This is a genomic window from Mesorhizobium sp., assembly GCF_004963255.1.
Lineage (GTDB): Bacteria > Pseudomonadota > Alphaproteobacteria > Rhizobiales > Rhizobiaceae > Mesorhizobium.
Genome location: NZ_SUGA01000034.1, coordinates 1 through 14,964 on the forward strand (window position 1 = coordinate 1; position 14,964 = coordinate 14,964).

Genomic DNA, 14,964 nt, shown 5'->3' on the forward strand with positions numbered 1-14,964 from the left:
ACCTTCTCCCCGTTGAACGGGGAGAAGGAAGAACCTGGCAACAAAAAACCCGCCTCGAAGGCGGGTTTTTCAAAAACTGCCGAGGTATCCGGCTTAGAGGCCGAAACCTTCGAAACGCTTCTTGAACTTCGACAGGCGGCCGCCGCGGTCGAGCAGGGTCTGCTGGCCGCCGGTCCAGGCCGGGTGCGTGGTCGGGTCGATGTCGAGGTTCATCGTGTCGCCTTCCTTGCCCCAGGTCGAACGGGTCAGGTATTCGGTGCCGTCGGTCATGACGACCTTGATGGTGTGGTAGTCGGGATGGATATCGGCCTTCATTGTCTTATGTCCTGGCTTGCCGGCGCCGGTGACGGGCCAATGGCCTGCGTCGATGCGCCCCTTTTTAAAACTCGAAGCCGCAGCTAATGAAAAGCCACGGCTTCTAAAACGGTCGGCGAGCCTATACATCAGCCGGAATTGAATCACAAGGCCGCGGCAAGCGCATATTGAAGCGCGGTATTGACCAGCGGCCAGAGGAAACGCTCATGGCGGATATCGGTGCCAGTGGAGACCAGCGCAGGCGCTCGGTCCGGCCGCTGAGAAACCTTTTCCCCTATATCACGCGCTACCGGAAGCTGGCGCTCGGCGCGATCGTCTCGCTGATCGTGGCGGCGGTGACGACGCTTGCCCTGCCGATGGCCGTGCGGCGCATGATCGACCATGGCTTCCAGGCCTCGGGCTCTACCTTCATCGCCGAATATTTCGCCGCGCTGGTGGCGATGGCGGCGCTGCTCGCGGCGGCTTCGGCCAGCCGCTATTATTTCGTCATCACGCTGGGCGAGCGGGTCGTGGCCGACATCCGCCGCGACGTTTTTGCCCATGTCACGACACTGTCGCCCGCCTTTTTCGATCGCGCGCATTCGGGCGAGATCGTGTCGCGGCTCGCCGCCGACACCACGCAGGTGAAGTCGGCGGTCGGCGCCACCGCCTCGGTCGCGTTGCGCAATGTCATCCTGGGCCTCGGCGCGGTGGCGATGATGGTCGTCACCAGCCCGAAACTGTCCGGCCTGGTGATCGCGGCCATTCCGCTGATCGTGCTGCCGCTGGTCGCCTTCGGCCGCTCGGTGCGGCGCAAGTCCCGGCAAGCGCAGGATACGCTCGCGGAGGCCACGGCCTATGCCAGCGAGCAGATCGGCGCGGTGCGCACGCTGCAGGCTTTCACCAACGAGAAGCTGGTGACCGGCCGCTTCGCTGACGCCGTCGACGCCGCCTTCGAAGCAGCCAGGGCCTCGGTGTTCGCGCGCTCGTTCCTGACCTTCTTCGCCATCTTCATGATCTTTTCCTCGGTGGTGGCGGTGCTGTGGTTCGGCTCGCGCGACGTGCTTGCCGGCACGCTGTCGCCCGGCACGCTCAGCCAGTTCCTGCTCTATTCGGTGTTCGCCGCCGGCGCGCTCGGCGCGCTGTCGGAAGTGTGGAGCGAGCTGTCGCAGGCGGCGGGCGCCGCCGAGCGGCTGACGGAGATCCTGGCCGAGACGCCAACGATCCAGCGGCCGGTCGAGCCGCTTCCACTGCCGGCCACCGCGAAGGGCGCGATCAGCTTCGACGACGTTTCCTTCTCCTATCCGGCCCGGCCGGACCGCGCCGCCGTGCACGGCCTGAGCTTCCAGGTGAAGCCCGGCGAGACGGTGGCGATCGTCGGGCCTTCGGGCGCCGGCAAGAGTACCGTCTTTTCGCTGATCCTGCGCTTTTACGATCCCGAGACCGGCCGCGTCGCCATCGACGGCGTCGACCTGCGCGAGGCCGATCCGGCCGCCATCCGCCAACGCATCGCGATCGTGCCGCAGGACGTCACCATCTTCGCGGCAAGCGTGCTCGACAATATCGGCTTCGGCCGGCAGGGCGCCAGCGAGGCTGAGATCGAGGCCGCAGCCAAGGTGGCGCTTGCCGATGAATTCATCGCCAGGCTGGACAAGGGCTATGACAGCCAGGTCGGTGAGCGCGGCGTGACGCTGTCGGGCGGCCAGCGCCAGCGCATCGCCATTGCCCGCGCCATCCTGCGCGACGCGCCGATCCTCCTGCTCGACGAAGCGACATCGGCGCTCGACGCCGAGAGCGAGACGCTGGTGCAACGGGCGCTGGAGCGGCTGATGCGCGGCCGCACCACCCTCGTCATCGCCCACCGTCTGGCGACAGTGCTCAAGGCCGACCGTATCCTCGTCATGGAGGGCGGGCGCGTCGTCGAGGAAGGCACGCATCAGAGCCTGGTCGCCAAGGGTGGCACCTATGCGCGGCTCGCCAAACTGCAGTTCGAGGCAGGCGCCGGGGTGTTCAAAGGAGCGGCGGAGTAGCCGCATCCGGCTGGCTTCGAAGTGCCTCGCGTCAGCCGCCGTAACGCCGGCGCAGATGCTCGGTGAAGTAAGCTGCATTCAGCTTCTCGCCGGTGGCGCGCTCGAGCAAGTCCGGCGTCGACCAGCGCGAGCCCTGCGACCAGATCTTTGCACGACGCCACTCGTTGATGGCGCTGAAATCGCCCTTGGCGAGGTCCTCGTCGACGGATGGATGCTGCCTGGTCAAAGCCGCCCATTGCTGCGCCGCCATCATGGCGCCCAGCGTGTAGGACGGGAAATAGCCGAAGGCGGCGCCCGGCCAGTGCACGTCCTGCATCGGCCCGTCGGCCGGGTTGTCGAGGGTCGAGAGGCCGAGATAGTCGCGCATCTTGGCGTCCCATGCATCGGGCAGGTCGGCGACCTCCAGCCGGCCGGTCACGAGCTCCTGCTCGAGCTCGTAGCGCAGGATGACATGCAGCGGATAGGTGACCTCGTCGGCGTCGACGCGGATCAAGCCGCGTTTCACATGGTGGACAAGCGGCAGGATGTCGTCGAGCGACCAGGCTTCACCGAGATGTCTTTCGACCACCGGCAGCGCCCAACGCCAGAAGGCGGGATTGCGGCCGACCTGCTTTTCGACGAACAGGCTCTGGCTCTCATGCACGGCCATTCCGCGCGCCTTGCCGAGCGGCCAGTGCGACCAGGCCTTTGGAAGGTTCTGCTCGTAGAGCGCGTGGCCGGTCTCGTGCAGCACGCCCATCAGCGCCGACAGGAAGTCGGAGGTCTTGTAGCGGGTGGTGATGCGCACGTCGGTCGGCACGCCGCCGCAGAAGGGGTGGTGCGATACCGACAGCGAGCCATGGGTGAGGTCGAAGCCGACCGCCGCCATCATGGCGAGGCCGAGCTCGCGCTGCCTGTCGATGGCGTAGCTACCCGACAGCGGCTTCAACGGATGTTTTGCCAGCCGTGCATCCTGCACGGCCAGCGCATGCGGCAGGAAGTCCTTGAGAAAGGCCTTCAGCTCGGCAAAGACCGGCGTTATGTCGGCGGCCCGGTTGCCGGGATCGTATTGCTCCATCAGCGCGTCATAGGGTGTGAGGCCGAGCGCATCGGCACGCAGCGCCGCTTCCTCGCGCACCAGCGTCACGACGCCTTCCAGCGCCGGCAGGAAGCCTGCCCAATCATTCTTGGCGCGAAGGTCACGCCAGAGCTGCTCGGAGCGCATGCGCGCTACCGTCTGGCGCTCGACAAACTCGGCCGGCAGGCAGGTGAGGTTGGTGTATTGCCGGCGCAGTTCCCGGACCGCCGCCTGCTGCTCTTCGCTCAACGGCTCGGCTTCGGCGGCCGAAATCCAGTCGCCGATCTCCGGCGCGGTCGCCTGGCGATGCAGCATGCCGGCAAGCGAGGACATCGCCTCGGCGCGCTTCTCGCCGCCGCCAACCGCCATATGCGTCGCTTCGTCGGCGCCGAGGATGGCCAAAGCATGCTCGAGCGCTTCGAGCTTGTGGCAGAGGTCGTCGAGTTTCTGGAAGGACATGATGGATACCCAGCTTCAATGTGGCTGGCGCGAAAAGATACCAACGCACCGCGCTTGGCAACCCTGATCGGCCGGGATGGAACTAGTGGTCTTGCCTTGTGGGGCGGCTGCGTGATCAATGCCGGGAACAAGCTGCTGGAGGGGACGATGGTCGGCAATATACTGGTCGGGTGGCGCTGATCCATTGCTACATCGTCTATCTGGAGATGGTGCTATGGGACACGCCCCGCGGCCACAAGGCGTTCAAGCTGGCGCCTGAATTTGCCAGAGCTTCGAAGGTGCTTGCCGCCAATCAGGGGCTCTATAACGGATTTCTCGCCGCGGGCCTGATCTGGGGTCTCTACCTCGGCGCCGCAGGCTTTCAGGTCAAGATGTTCTTCCTGCTCTGCGTCGCGACAGCTGGCCTCTATGGCGCGGCAACTGTCGGCCGCAAGATTCTCTTCGTTCAGACGGTTCCGGCAATAATTGCGATCCTCGCGCTTTGGCTCGGCCTATAACCAAAACGATACGCGATCGAAAAAAGACGCCCTCGGGGCCAGGTCCCGCGGGCGTCCGTTTCTGCCGGAGACGTCAGCCGTTCGGGTAGTTCCCGCCGTCGGAGCCGTCGCCCATCATGAAGCCGCTGCCGGTGTCGTTCATCAGCCTCTGGTCGACATTGTCGAGGCGGCGCAGCAGTTCATGGTATTGCGCGGACGGGATCCGGCCGTGATCCGAAGCCGCGACATGGTCCGCGGCCTGGCTGATGCGAGCGGCGCGCATGTGCAGTTGCTGCGCTTCGGAAGCCGAAATGTTGTTTGCCTGCCGGGCATCGGTGATGCCCTGATCCACGCCCTGGACCTGATCGATAAGACCGGCCGCGCGCGGGCCGATGAAATCGGTCGTAGGGGTCGCGTCGAGCGCCCCCTTGTGGTGCCCGGCCGCACAGGCGCCAGCGAGCGGGGCCGCGATCAGCGCGGCAGCCAGGGTCATAGTCTTGAGAGATGTTGAAGCGCGCATGGCGGCGCATCCTCCGATAGGGAAGGCCGCGGCCCTGCCGCCAGCCTTCCGACCTTTACGGGCCGTCCGGTTCCGTCGCGTCGCGATGGGAGGCATCGCCGGCGGTCCCCGGCCCTGCGCGGCAAATTAGGTGCGTCGATTGCCGATGTGTAATTAAAAAATGATAATGTTTTCAGGCCTTGCCGCCGGAACTTGGCGCGCTAAGTATTCAGCCGACAAACAACTTCCCGTGACTTTCCGTGATCCTAAAGCGCGTCGCGATCTTTCAGAGACGTTCCGTGCGCTTTAGGGTTTTGATTTTACGCATGTCTTTATCCCGAAACCGGTTCCCACTTTCGGGAGACATGCTTTAATCACCGTTCGGTGAGCTTCAGTTCAATGCGGCGGTTCTTGCTACGCGCCTCGTCGGTATCGGCGGGGTCGAGTGGCTGGAACTCGCCGAAGCCGGCGGCCACCAGCCGGTTGGCCGGCACGCCGTTCTCGATCAGGAATTTCACCACCGAGGTGGCGCGCGCGGTCGACAGTTCCCAGTTGTCGCGATAGCGGCCGGTGCCGGACAGCGGTTTGTTATCGGTGTGGCCGTCGACGCGCAGCACCCAGCTGATCTCCGGCGGGATTTCCTTCTGCAATTCGATGATGGCGTCGGCGAGCTTCTTCATCTCGACCTTGCCGGCATCGTTGATCTCGTCCGAGCCGGTCGGAAACAGCACCTCGGACTGGAAGACGAAACGGTCGCCGACGATGCGGATATTCTCGCGGTCGGCGAGGATCTCGCGCAGCCGGCCGAAGAAGTCTGAACGGTAGCGGTTGAGCTCCTGGACGCGCTGCGCCAGCGCCACGTTCAGGCGGCGGCCGAGATCGGCGATCTTGGTGTTGGAGTCGCGGTCGCGCTGCTCGGAGACGTTGAGCGCATCTTCCAGCGCGCCGATCTGCTTGCGAAGCGCCGCGATCTGCTGGTTGAGGATCTCGACCTGGCTCAGCGCCTGCTGACTGATCTGGCGCTGGTTGCTGAGCTCGCCGGAAAGCTGGTCGGCCCGCTTGTTGGCCGCGTCGCCGGCGCCGGCGCCCTGCGCCAGCAGCTGCTCGAGGCGGCTCTTTTCGGCCTGCGCCGCCGACAGCGAGGCCTGCAGGTTGGCGAGCGAATCCTCCTTGTCCTGGCTGTTCGTGCGCTCCAGCGCGAGCAGCTGGGTCAGTTCGTTGATCTGCGAGTTGAGGCGGTTGAGCACCGCGTCCTTGCCGGAGATCTCGCGGCTGAGCAGGAACTGCGCCAGCACGAAGACGGTGAGCAGGAACATGATGGCAAGCAGCAGCGTCGACAGCGCGTCGACGAAACCCGGCCAGTAGTCGATGCGGCGGTCGGCGCGCCGTCTTGCCAGCGCCACGTCAGTGGACCCCTTGCTTCTTCAGCGCGTCGGCGATCTTTTCCAGCGTGTTGCGCATGGCCTTCTGCTCGTCCGACTGGGCCTCGACCCAGTCGCGCATGATCTGCTGCTCGGAGCGCATGTTCTTGACCAGCCCGGAAATGCCGTCGGCGAGGTTGGCCATGGCGGTGGCGACGCGCGGATTGGAGCCGCCGCCGTTCTCCTGCAGGCTGCGCAGCCGCTCGGACAGCAGCCGGATGTCCTCGGAGGATTCGGTCTTGGCCGTGTCGGAGACAACGATGTCCGACGACAGGTCGGTGACCGAGGACAGCCAGTTCTCAAGCTCAGTGTAGAAGCGGGTCTGGGCGCGGCCGGCCTGCAGGTCGAGGAAGCCGAGCACGAGCGAGCCGGAAAGGCCGAACAGCGAGGACGAAAAGGCGGTGCCCATGCCGGCGAGCGGCGCCGACAGGCCCTGCTTCAGCGCATCCAAGACAGCCGCGGCATCGCCGGTGCCGGGATCCAGCGCTTCGATCGTCTCGCGGATCGAGGCGATGGTGTTGAGCAGGCCCCAGAAGGTGCCGAGCAGGCCGAGGAACACCAGCAGGCCGACAAGATAGCGTGAGGTGTCGCGGCTCTCGTCGAGGCGGGTGGCGATGGAATCGAGCATCGTGCGCATCGACGAGGTCGAGAAGGCGATCGTCGACGAGCGGCCGATCATCGCCTTCATCGGCGCCAGCAGCACGGGCTCGGTGGTTTCGGAGCCGGCGCGGAAGGAATTGACCCAGCGCACCTCGCGGAACAGTCGGCCGACCTGGGCAAAAGCGAGCAGAATGCCCACCGCAAGAACGCCGACGATCAACCCGTTGAGGCCCGGATTGCTGGAGAAGGCGGTCGAGATCTGGCGGGTGAGGATGGCGGCGATGAACCCGACGATGATCAGGAAGATCACCATGGTGAGCAGGAAAACCTGCGGGCTCGACAGCTTGTGCGGATCATAGACCAGGACGTCCGATCGCCTGCCGAAGGATCTGAGAAAAGCCATCCGTGCCCCGTTTCCGATGCCACCGCCGCAGAATTGCCGCGACTCTAAACGGAATTGTGACCAAATTGAATGGCGCTTTTCAATATCGCCTACGTCATGGATTAGAACCGGTTGACGACCAGACAGTCGACCATGGCGGCCAGATGCAGGCCGGCGCCGGTGACGACGAAACCGTGCCAAACGGCGTTGTGGAAGCGCAGGCCCTTCCAGGCGAAGAAGATGACGCCGCAGGAATAGACGATGCCGCCGGCGACGAGCAACGCGACCGAGGTCGTCGGCAGCGTCTGGACCAGCGGTCCGGCCAGCACCACACCGCTCCAGCCGATGGCGAGGTAGAAGACGATGGCCAGCCGGTCGTAGCGGCCGGGCAGGAACATCTTGATGGCGATGCCGGCCGCAGCTGCGCCCCACACGACGACGATCATGGGCAGCGCCAGCGACGAGTTTTTGAGCTGGGCGAGGAAGGGCGTGTAGGTGGCGGCGATCAGGAGATAGATCGCTGCATGATCGAAGCGGCGCAGGATCCATTTCGCCGGCCAGGATACCGGCCACAGATTGTAGGCCAGCGACACCGACAGCACGGTGAGCAGCGACACGACGTAGAAGACGACGGCGACATACTCGCCCGGCCCGGAATGGAATGCGGCGAGCGCCAGGAAAGCCGAACCGGCGGCGATCGCCAGCACGATGCCGACAGCATGGACGACGCCGTCCGCGATCATCTCGGCGCGCGAATAATGCCAGCGCCCCACGAAGGGGATCTCAAGCCTCGTATCTGCGCGCGCGTCGTTCATGAATGATCCTGCATTGCCCTAATCTGGGCGGTCGCGGACCAGTATTTCAAGCTTCGGTTGCGGTTTTGCGACTGCGCCGCCGCGCGTCCTTTCGACGCGCAAGAGCGCTGTAGCACTTTGATTTGCGCATGATCCCTAGCGAAAATCGATTCCGACTTTCGCAGTAGGGCGCTGACCGCGACGCCGCGCTCAGCGAGGCGCCAACGGCTTCTTCACGGTCTTGAGCAGCGCGCGCTGGATGATCTCGTTGCCGGCGACGACCTCGCCATTGTCCAGCATGTCCTGCGCGCCATCCATGTCGGAGACGAAGCCCCCGGCTTCGCGCACCAGAAGGATGCCGGCGGCGATATCCCAGGACGACAGGCCGGTTTCCCAGAAGCCGTCCATGCGTCCGGCCGCGACATAGGCGAGGTCAAGCGCGGCGGAGCCGAGGCGGCGAACACCCGAGACTTCGGCCATGACATTGCGCAGCTCGATCAGGAAGTTGCCGTGCTGGCCGCGGCCGAGATGCGGCACGCCGCAGCCGATCACCGCGTCGGTCAGCTTGGAGCGGCCGGCAACACGCAGCCGGCGGTCGTTCATGAAGGCGCCGCCGCCGCGCTCGGCCGTGTAGAGCTCGTCCATCGCCGGATTGTAGACGACGCCGGCGACGATCTGGCCCTGGCGCTCGAGCGCGATCGACACCGAGAAGAGCGGGATGCCGTGCAGGAAGTTGGTGGTGCCGTCGAGCGGGTCGACGATCCAGCGGTGCTGGGCGTCCTCGCCTTCGACCGCGCCGCGCTCCTCCATCAGGAAGGCATAGCCCGGCCGCGCCTTCGACAGCTCGGCGTAGACGATCTCTTCGGCCTTGCGGTCGGCCTGGCTGACATAGTCGCCCGGTCCCTTCATCGAGACCTGCAGGTTCTGCACCTCGCCGAAGTCGCGCGACAGCGAGCGGCCGGCCTTCATCGCGGCCTGGACCATGACGTTGAGGAGAGCGGAACGCGCCATTTTTTCTTCCTGGCTTTGTCTTCCTACCGGCCGGCGCTCAATCGGCGCGGCGCATATAGGTGATTTCGTTGGTGTCGACGATGATGCGCTCGCCGGCCGAGATGAAGGGTGGCACCAGAACGCGGATGCCGTTCTCCAGCACCGCCGGCTTGTAGGAGGACGCGGCCGTCTGGCCGCGCACCACCGGATCGGCCTCAGTGACGGTCAGCGTCACCTGGTCGGGCAGCGAGATGCCGATCGGCCGCTCTTCGTAGAGCTGCACCGTCACCATCATGCCGTCCTGCAGGAAGGCGGCGCGCTCGCCGACGAAGTCCTTGGCCAGCTCGAGCTGCTCGTAGCTTTCAGTGTCCATGAACACCAGCGCATCGCCCTGCTCGTAGAGGAAAGAGAAGTCCTTGAGGTCGAGCCTTATCTGCTCGACTGTCTCGGCCGAGCGGAAGCGCTCGTTGAGCTTGGTGCCGTTGATCAGGTTCTTCAGCTCGACCTGGTTGTAGGCGCCGCCCTTGCCGGGCTTGACGGTGTTGGTCTTGACCGCCACCCACAGGCCGCCATCGTGCTCGATGACATAGCCGGGACGGATTTCGCTGCCACTGATCTTGGCCATGATGAACTTGATCCGGAATGAGATTTTCTGGCGCGGGTCGCGCTTTGGCGCCTCCAAGACCACAAATTGCCAAGGTAGGCAAGGGAGGGAACCTGAGCGGTTGCCGCGGCGACGGGCCTCAAGGCAGGCGATTTGCCTTTTGCAGCGCCTGCTTGGTCTGGTCGTCGTCGAGGCCCTGCAGGAAATCGTCCATCTGCGGGTCGATCAATCCAGCGCGGCGGGCGACGATGTACCAGGCGCCGGCGAGGATCAGGTCCGGGTCGGTGCCGATGCCGCCCATATAGAGCTTGGCGAGGCGGTTCTGGGCGGCGACATTGCCGCCTTGCGCCGCCCGCCTCATCCAGGCAAAGCCAGATTTCAGGTCGCGCTCGCCACCGCGCCCCTCGATCATCCAGGCGGCGAGGTCGATCTGCGCCGTGTCGTAGTTTTGCCGCGCGGCTTGCGTCAGGAGGATACGCGCCTGGGCGTCGTCATGCGGCTTGCCGCCGGCGCCGTTGGCATAGAGTTGCGCCATCGCATATTGCGCGTCGGCAAGGCCGGTGGCGGCCGCGCGCTCGTAGTAGACGGCGGCTTTCACAAGCCCGGCATCGCCGGGATCCTGCTGGACGAGCAACTGCGCGAAGTTGAACTGCGCAAGCCGGTTGCCGGCCTCGGCCGATGCCTGCATCAGCGCGAAGGCGCCCTTTTCGTCCTTCTTCACATAGCGGCCATCGAGCAGCATCAGCGCATATTGGAACTGCGCCTCCGGCACGCCCTGCTCGGCGGCCAGCCCATACCATTTCGCGGCCTCGGCGGGATTGAGCGGCACGCCCAGCCCGCGCGACAGGATTTCAGCCACCAGCGTCTCGGCCGCCGGATCCCCGTTCTTGGCGCGCTCCATAGCGAGGTTGTAGGCGGTCTTGTAGAGGCCGCGCTGGAAGGCGCCATAGGCGACGTCCGGCTGCTTGGCGCCGAAACGGTCGGGATTGACGGTGTCGGCCGATGGCGGAGTCATGGTGGCCGGCTGCGGCAAGGTGTTCTGGATCGGCTTGTCGATATGCGGATCGCCGCCGAACCGGCTCGCATCCGGCGCCGTGTCCTGCGTGGCCGTGTCCGGTTTGCCCTTATCCGGCGTGCCCGTGTCCGGCGAGCCTGCATCCGGCTTGGCTGCGTCTGGCGCGCCCTTGTCCGGCGCGCTCGTCTCCGGCCGGGGCTGCGGCAGAGGCACGGTCTCGGTCGCGCTCGCCGTTTCGCCCTGCCAGCAAGCCGGAGCCAGCAAGCCGGCCAGGACGGCCAGAGGAAGCACACGCAGGCGCATGTCAGTCCTCGAAACGCGGCGCGGTTTCATCGAGCAGCGCGTTGGCGGCGGCGATCACCGCCGCGGGATCGCGCCCATCGGCGAAAACGGCGCTGGACAGCGCCACGAACTCGGCGCCAGTCGCGGCCACCGCCTCGACGGAAGCAAGCTCGGAGCCGCCCATGACGATGCAGGGGATCGAGATCATCTCAGCCCACCATTCGCCGAGGGCGAGGTTGCGGTGATGCGGCTCCGGCTTGTTGTCGTAGCCGAAGCGGCCGAAGAACATGTAGTCGGGCCGTTCCTCGCCGAGCTCCAGCGCCTCATCGCGCGTCTTGGCGCCGCCGGCGCCGACCATCATCTTGCCGGCCAGGCGCTCGATCGTCTCGGCGAGATCCCGCGGCTTTGCCTCGACATGGATGCCGTCGGCCTGGACGCGACCGGCGATGCGGCTGTCGCCGGCGATGATGACGGCGATGCCGGCGCCTTGAGCGATCGGCACGATCCGTTCGGCGAAGGCCTGGAAGGAGGCGTCATCCATGCCGTTGTCCGACAGGATTAGCGAGGCGATGTCGCCGCCCTCGAAGGCCGCGCAGATATGCTCGGCCGGCACGAGCGGCGGCGCGATCAGCACGATGCGGCAGCGATTGGGCGGGGTTAAATCGTTCATTGGCCTTCGATCCCGGTTTCGCCTATGCCGGGCGAAGATGGTTGCATTGCGGCATAGAGCAAAGCGGCCAGCTTGAACAGGAGGGCGAAGCAGGATCGTCGAGCGCGGGGACGCCGCCGGACTACAGAGCAGTTTCGCGGAAACGCCGAACCGCTCCAGGGATCACCCGTCCGGCAGGCTGAAGACGGCGCACGGTCTGACAATTCCACGCAATTGGTGTTCGCCCAACGGGGCCAAGGGCGTCGTGGTTTCCGCCGCGACAGCGCCGGAGATCAGGACGCTCCGTCCAAGCGGCCGACACAGGCCTTCGAGCCTGCTGACGAGGTTCACGGCCGGGCCGATTGCGGTGAAATCCAGACGGTCGGCTGTGCCGACATTGCCCCACACCATGTCGCCGATGTGCAGCGCCATGCCGAATTGCAGCTCGGGCATGCCCTGTCCGGCACGAACCTGATTGAGCTGCGCCATCCCCGCCCGCGCCGCTGCGACCGCGCGCAACGCGGCCTCGCAAGCCTCTGAGACCGAGCGCTCGCCGACAGGAAAGATCGCCAGCACGCCGTCGCCGATGAATTTCAGCACCTCGCCGCCAAAAGCGTGAACGGCGCCGGCGATGCGATCGAAGCTGGCGTTGAGCGCCGCCACGACCTGCTCGGCGTCCGTCTCTTCCGACAGGGCGGTAAAGTCGCGCAAATCGCTGTAGAGCAGGACCGCGCGGATTGTCTCGCCAACCTCGCGCCGCGAACGGCCGGCCAACACCTGCGCCGCGCTGCGTTGCCCAAGATAGGCCTCAAGCAGGGCCGACAGCGTCGACCTAGCGGCGAGAGCGGCGAGCGGCGCCACGGCGAAGCGCGCCACCTGGTCCAGTGTTTTCGATTCGTGCTCCGCGAGAGGGCGTGCCGCGGCCCAGTTCAGTTTTGGATTCCCCCATTGCGCGTCCTCGCACTCCGGCCCAACCGTGTAATCGTACACGACACCGGTTCCCAGTCCCGCCAGCCATTCGCGTCCGAGATCTGCCTCTCCGGTTCCAGGCATCATGCCGGCGCCAAAACCCAGCGCCTCCATGACGACGCCTGTCTCCGCCCGCCACAGCCAGGCGCGGCGCGTTATGATCGGATGCGGCGCGGCGAGCGTCAGGGCTCCACCGACGAGTGGCAACCCGTCGTCAACCAGCCGCGCGCCGAGCGTGGCCAGAAAATCATCCGGCTGGACGGCGCCGCCGGCGCTGTCGACCAGCCAGGCGAAAGTTGAAGAAAGCCGCATCGATATGATCATGCTTCGGCGTTCCGTCGCTGTCACCAGCGGGAATCGACCCAACGAGATTTTAGTTGAACGGCAGGGCGATTTGGCTTCGAATCGAAAGCGCTGGCCCGGCGCCACCTGCCAGGCGAGCCGTGTTGGCGCGCAAACCCGGGAGGTTTCGATGGCTGAACCCTTGATCGTTCGTCGCGAGGTACAGATCGCGGCGCCGCCGGCGACAGTCTTCGCCTTCCTGACAGATCCGGCCAAGATTGTGCGCTGGATGGGAACGGAGGCAACGGCGGAACCCAACCCTGGCGGTCTCTATCTGCTGAATTTGGGAGGAAGAGCCACGGCTCGCGGCCAATTCACCGAGGTCATACCCGTCCACCGCCTTGCCTACAGCTTCGGCTGGGAGGGCAACGACCGGACGCCACCCGGTTCGAGCCTTGTCGAAATCGATCTGGTCGAAGAGCCGGGCGGGACGCGGGTCAAGCTCACCCATAGCGGCCTTGCCGACCGAGAGATTTGCGACAGCCACGAGAAGGGCTGGACGCACTATCTGGATCGGCTCGCAATCACCGCCGCCGGTGGCGACCCGGGACCGGACAAAATGTAGGGCAGCCGCCGCAATTGCCGACAGCCAGCGGCCAATCGCTAGTGCGTTTCATCGTTTCACGCGCTATCTCCTTGTTTCCAATTCGGGACGGAAAACCGCTCACACCTCTCCTGGGATTGCTCTAGAGTTCAAGCTTGTAGCCGATATGGCTGGCCTTGAAGCCAAGGCGCTCATAGAAGCGGTGCGCATCCGTCCGGCTCTTGTTCGTCGTCAGCTGCACGACCCGGCAGCCGCGCTCGCGGCATTCGTCGATCGCCCATTCCAACAGGCGCTGTCCCAGGCCCTCGCCGCGCCGGCTCGACGCGACGCGCACGGCCTCGATCTGGCCGCGCCACGCGCCGCGCTGCGATAGGCCGGCGAGAAAGGTGATCTGCAGCGTGCCGATGACGTCGTCGCCATCGGTCATCACCGCGAGCAACTGGTTCGGATCGCCGTCTATCGCGGCGAAGGCGTCCAGATAGGGTTGCGCCAGCGGCAGGCTTGCGTCTTCACGGGCGCGGCCCAGCGCATCGTCGGCAAGCATCGCGACGATGACCGCAACGTCCGCTTCACGTGCACGGCGAATGCTGATGGCGCTCATTTCAACACTCCCAGATAGCGAGCCGACCGACTGCAGACCCTGGCGGAGCGGTCGGTCGTTCTGACTGGGGCGGCAATAGCGGATGCCGGCATTAATGACTATCCCGCCGGCGCCGTTCTGCGCTATGGCTTGGTTGCCCGCCTTCTCCAACCTTCTCTTGCCGATGTCAGGCCTGCTCAGCGATCCGTGGTTCTATGCCGCCGCCATTCCAGCGGTGATCCTTGTCGGTCTGTCGAAGGGCGGCTTCGGCGGCGCCGTCGGCTTCGTCGGCGTGCCGTTGATGGCGCTGACCATCCCACCGGTCCAGGCGGCCGCCATTCTGCTGCCGATCCTGTGCCTGATGGACATCGTTTCGGTGTGGACGTGGTGGGGCGTCTATGATCGCAAGATGCTGGTCGACATGATGCCCGGCGCCGTCATCGGCATCGGCCTCGGCTGGCTGACCGCGGCCTTGGTGACCGAGGAGATGGTGCGGCTGATCGTCGGCGCCGTCGCGCTGGTGTTCGTGCTGCGCTGGCTCTACCTGCAGTTCCGCCATGGCGCCGATCATGCGGCGGAGCCGAACCGCATCGCCGCCGCCTTGTGGGGCACAGTCGCCGGCTTCACCAGCTTCGTCGCCCATGTCGGCGGTCCGCCCTTCCAGGTCTATGCGCTGCCGATCCGGCTCGATCCGAAAGTGCTTTCCGGAACCGCGGCGATCTTCTTTGCCGCCACCAACGCGCTGAAGCTCGTTCCCTATTTTGCGCTCGGCCAGTTCGACACCGCCAACCTCACGGCCTCGGCGGTTCTGATGCCGCTGGCGCCGCTGTCCACCATCGCCGGCGCCTTGCTGGTGCGCCGCATGCGGCCGGAGATCTTCTATCCGTTCACCTACGCCACCGTCGCGGTGGTCGCCGTCAAGCTGCTGTGGGACGGCATTGCAGGCTTGATGTAGAAACAAGGCGGCCTTCCAACCG

Annotated in this window: 15 protein-coding genes and 1 pseudogene; 4 read left to right on the forward strand and 12 right to left on the reverse strand. The window is 65.5% G+C overall.

Translation table 11 applies throughout. The features are described 5' to 3' along the window. Window positions 1-93: 93 nt before the first annotated feature. The gene (gene rpmE, locus E5X34_RS25995; protein WP_040974396.1) at window positions 94-315 is read right to left on the reverse strand and encodes a 50S ribosomal protein L31; all 222 of its coding nucleotides are present in this window, start codon (window positions 313-315) and stop codon (window positions 94-96) included. 206 nt (window positions 316-521) lie between these two features. Between rpmE and E5X34_RS26000 the strand changes: the two genes are divergently transcribed. Next, on the forward strand, window positions 522-2,324 hold the full coding sequence (locus E5X34_RS26000; protein ID WP_292570765.1) for an ABC transporter transmembrane domain-containing protein: 1,803 nt from the start codon (window positions 522-524) through the stop codon (window positions 2,322-2,324). 31 nt (window positions 2,325-2,355) lie between these two features. On the opposite strand, the gene E5X34_RS26005 is transcribed toward E5X34_RS26000, so the two are convergent. Beyond that, entirely contained in the window at window positions 2,356-3,840 is a 1,485-nt protein-coding gene (locus E5X34_RS26005; RefSeq protein WP_292570767.1) for a carboxypeptidase M32, read from the reverse strand. Between the two features lie 147 nt (window positions 3,841-3,987). Here E5X34_RS26005 and E5X34_RS26010 point away from each other — a divergent pair. Continuing rightward, window positions 3,988-4,337, forward strand: a pseudogene (locus E5X34_RS26010) (DUF1304 domain-containing protein). A gap of 73 nt (window positions 4,338-4,410) precedes the next feature. Here the strand turns inward: E5X34_RS26010 and E5X34_RS26015 are convergent. The 9 genes from E5X34_RS26015 to E5X34_RS26055 form a co-directional block, all read right to left on the reverse strand. After that, window positions 4,411-4,836 carry a hypothetical protein gene (locus tag E5X34_RS26015; protein ID WP_292570772.1) on the reverse strand — a complete coding sequence of 142 codons (426 nt, stop codon included), beginning with the start codon at window positions 4,834-4,836 and terminating at the stop codon, window positions 4,411-4,413. A gap of 353 nt (window positions 4,837-5,189) precedes the next feature. Next, window positions 5,190-6,218: a peptidoglycan -binding protein gene (locus tag E5X34_RS26020; protein ID WP_126063982.1), complete on the reverse strand. Its 1,029-nt coding sequence runs from the start codon at window positions 6,216-6,218 to the stop codon at window positions 5,190-5,192. 1 nt (window position 6,219) lies between these two features. Then, window positions 6,220-7,239, reverse strand: a complete 1,020-nt coding sequence (locus tag E5X34_RS26025; RefSeq protein ID WP_292570775.1) for a MotA/TolQ/ExbB proton channel family protein — start codon at window positions 7,237-7,239, stop codon at window positions 6,220-6,222. Between the two features lie 101 nt (window positions 7,240-7,340). Then, window positions 7,341-8,033, reverse strand: coding sequence for a hemolysin III family protein (locus E5X34_RS26030; RefSeq protein WP_292570778.1), 693 nt, complete (start codon window positions 8,031-8,033; stop codon window positions 7,341-7,343). A gap of 189 nt (window positions 8,034-8,222) precedes the next feature. Beyond that, window positions 8,223-9,023 carry an inositol monophosphatase family protein gene (locus E5X34_RS26035; RefSeq protein WP_042645719.1) on the reverse strand — a complete coding sequence of 267 codons (801 nt, stop codon included), beginning with the start codon at window positions 9,021-9,023 and terminating at the stop codon, window positions 8,223-8,225. Window positions 9,024-9,060: 37 nt separating this feature from the next. Next, window positions 9,061-9,627: an elongation factor P gene (efp, locus tag E5X34_RS26040; RefSeq protein ID WP_126080741.1), complete on the reverse strand. Its 567-nt coding sequence runs from the start codon at window positions 9,625-9,627 to the stop codon at window positions 9,061-9,063. 118 nt (window positions 9,628-9,745) lie between these two features. Continuing rightward, window positions 9,746-10,924, reverse strand: a complete 1,179-nt coding sequence (locus E5X34_RS26045; RefSeq protein ID WP_292570783.1) for a sel1 repeat family protein — start codon at window positions 10,922-10,924, stop codon at window positions 9,746-9,748. A gap of 1 nt (window position 10,925) precedes the next feature. Next, window positions 10,926-11,573, reverse strand: a complete 648-nt coding sequence (locus E5X34_RS26050; protein WP_292570786.1) for a thiamine phosphate synthase — start codon at window positions 11,571-11,573, stop codon at window positions 10,926-10,928. Window positions 11,574-11,735: 162 nt separating this feature from the next. Continuing rightward, window positions 11,736-12,833 carry an adenylate/guanylate cyclase domain-containing protein gene (locus E5X34_RS26055; protein WP_292570888.1) on the reverse strand — a complete coding sequence of 366 codons (1,098 nt, stop codon included), beginning with the start codon at window positions 12,831-12,833 and terminating at the stop codon, window positions 11,736-11,738. Between the two features lie 160 nt (window positions 12,834-12,993). Here E5X34_RS26055 and E5X34_RS26060 point away from each other — a divergent pair, with 160 nt between their 5' ends. Then, window positions 12,994-13,428, forward strand: a complete 435-nt coding sequence (locus E5X34_RS26060) for an SRPBCC domain-containing protein (protein ID WP_292570789.1) — start codon at window positions 12,994-12,996, stop codon at window positions 13,426-13,428. Between the two features lie 121 nt (window positions 13,429-13,549). Here E5X34_RS26060 and E5X34_RS26065 read toward each other — a convergent pair whose 3' ends face one another. Continuing rightward, window positions 13,550-14,008 (reverse strand): GNAT family N-acetyltransferase, encoded by a 459-nt coding sequence (locus E5X34_RS26065; RefSeq protein ID WP_292570792.1) that lies wholly within the window; start codon window positions 14,006-14,008, stop codon window positions 13,550-13,552. Between the two features lie 163 nt (window positions 14,009-14,171). Here E5X34_RS26065 and E5X34_RS26070 point away from each other — a divergent pair, with 163 nt between their 5' ends. Beyond that, the gene (locus E5X34_RS26070; RefSeq protein WP_292570891.1) at window positions 14,172-14,942 is read left to right on the forward strand and encodes a sulfite exporter TauE/SafE family protein; all 771 of its coding nucleotides are present in this window, start codon (window positions 14,172-14,174) and stop codon (window positions 14,940-14,942) included. Window positions 14,943-14,964: the final 22 nt, after the last annotated feature.

Coding starts and splice junctions, on each gene's coding strand:
- rpmE (WP_040974396.1), bottom strand. CDS start 315: ATGAAGGCCGATATCCATCCCGACTACCACACCATCAAGGTCGTCATG.
- E5X34_RS26000 (WP_292570765.1), top strand. CDS start 522: ATGGCGGATATCGGTGCCAGTGGAGACCAGCGCAGGCGCTCGGTCCGG.
- E5X34_RS26005 (WP_292570767.1), bottom strand. CDS start 3,840: ATGTCCTTCCAGAAACTCGACGACCTCTGCCACAAGCTCGAAGCGCTC.
- E5X34_RS26015 (WP_292570772.1), bottom strand. CDS start 4,836: ATGCGCGCTTCAACATCTCTCAAGACTATGACCCTGGCTGCCGCGCTG.
- E5X34_RS26025 (WP_292570775.1), bottom strand. CDS start 7,239: ATGGCTTTTCTCAGATCCTTCGGCAGGCGATCGGACGTCCTGGTCTAT.
- E5X34_RS26030 (WP_292570778.1), bottom strand. CDS start 8,033: ATGAACGACGCGCGCGCAGATACGAGGCTTGAGATCCCCTTCGTGGGG.
- E5X34_RS26035 (WP_042645719.1), bottom strand. CDS start 9,023: ATGGCGCGTTCCGCTCTCCTCAACGTCATGGTCCAGGCCGCGATGAAG.
- efp (WP_126080741.1), bottom strand. CDS start 9,627: ATGGCCAAGATCAGTGGCAGCGAAATCCGTCCCGGCTATGTCATCGAG.
- E5X34_RS26045 (WP_292570783.1), bottom strand. CDS start 10,924: ATGCGCCTGCGTGTGCTTCCTCTGGCCGTCCTGGCCGGCTTGCTGGCT.
- E5X34_RS26050 (WP_292570786.1), bottom strand. CDS start 11,573: ATGAACGATTTAACCCCGCCCAATCGCTGCCGCATCGTGCTGATCGCG.
- E5X34_RS26055 (WP_292570888.1), bottom strand. CDS start 12,833: ATGCGGCTTTCTTCAACTTTCGCCTGGCTGGTCGACAGCGCCGGCGGC.
- E5X34_RS26060 (WP_292570789.1), top strand. CDS start 12,994: ATGGCTGAACCCTTGATCGTTCGTCGCGAGGTACAGATCGCGGCGCCG.
- E5X34_RS26065 (WP_292570792.1), bottom strand. CDS start 14,008: ATGAGCGCCATCAGCATTCGCCGTGCACGTGAAGCGGACGTTGCGGTC.
- E5X34_RS26070 (WP_292570891.1), top strand. CDS start 14,172: ATGTCAGGCCTGCTCAGCGATCCGTGGTTCTATGCCGCCGCCATTCCA.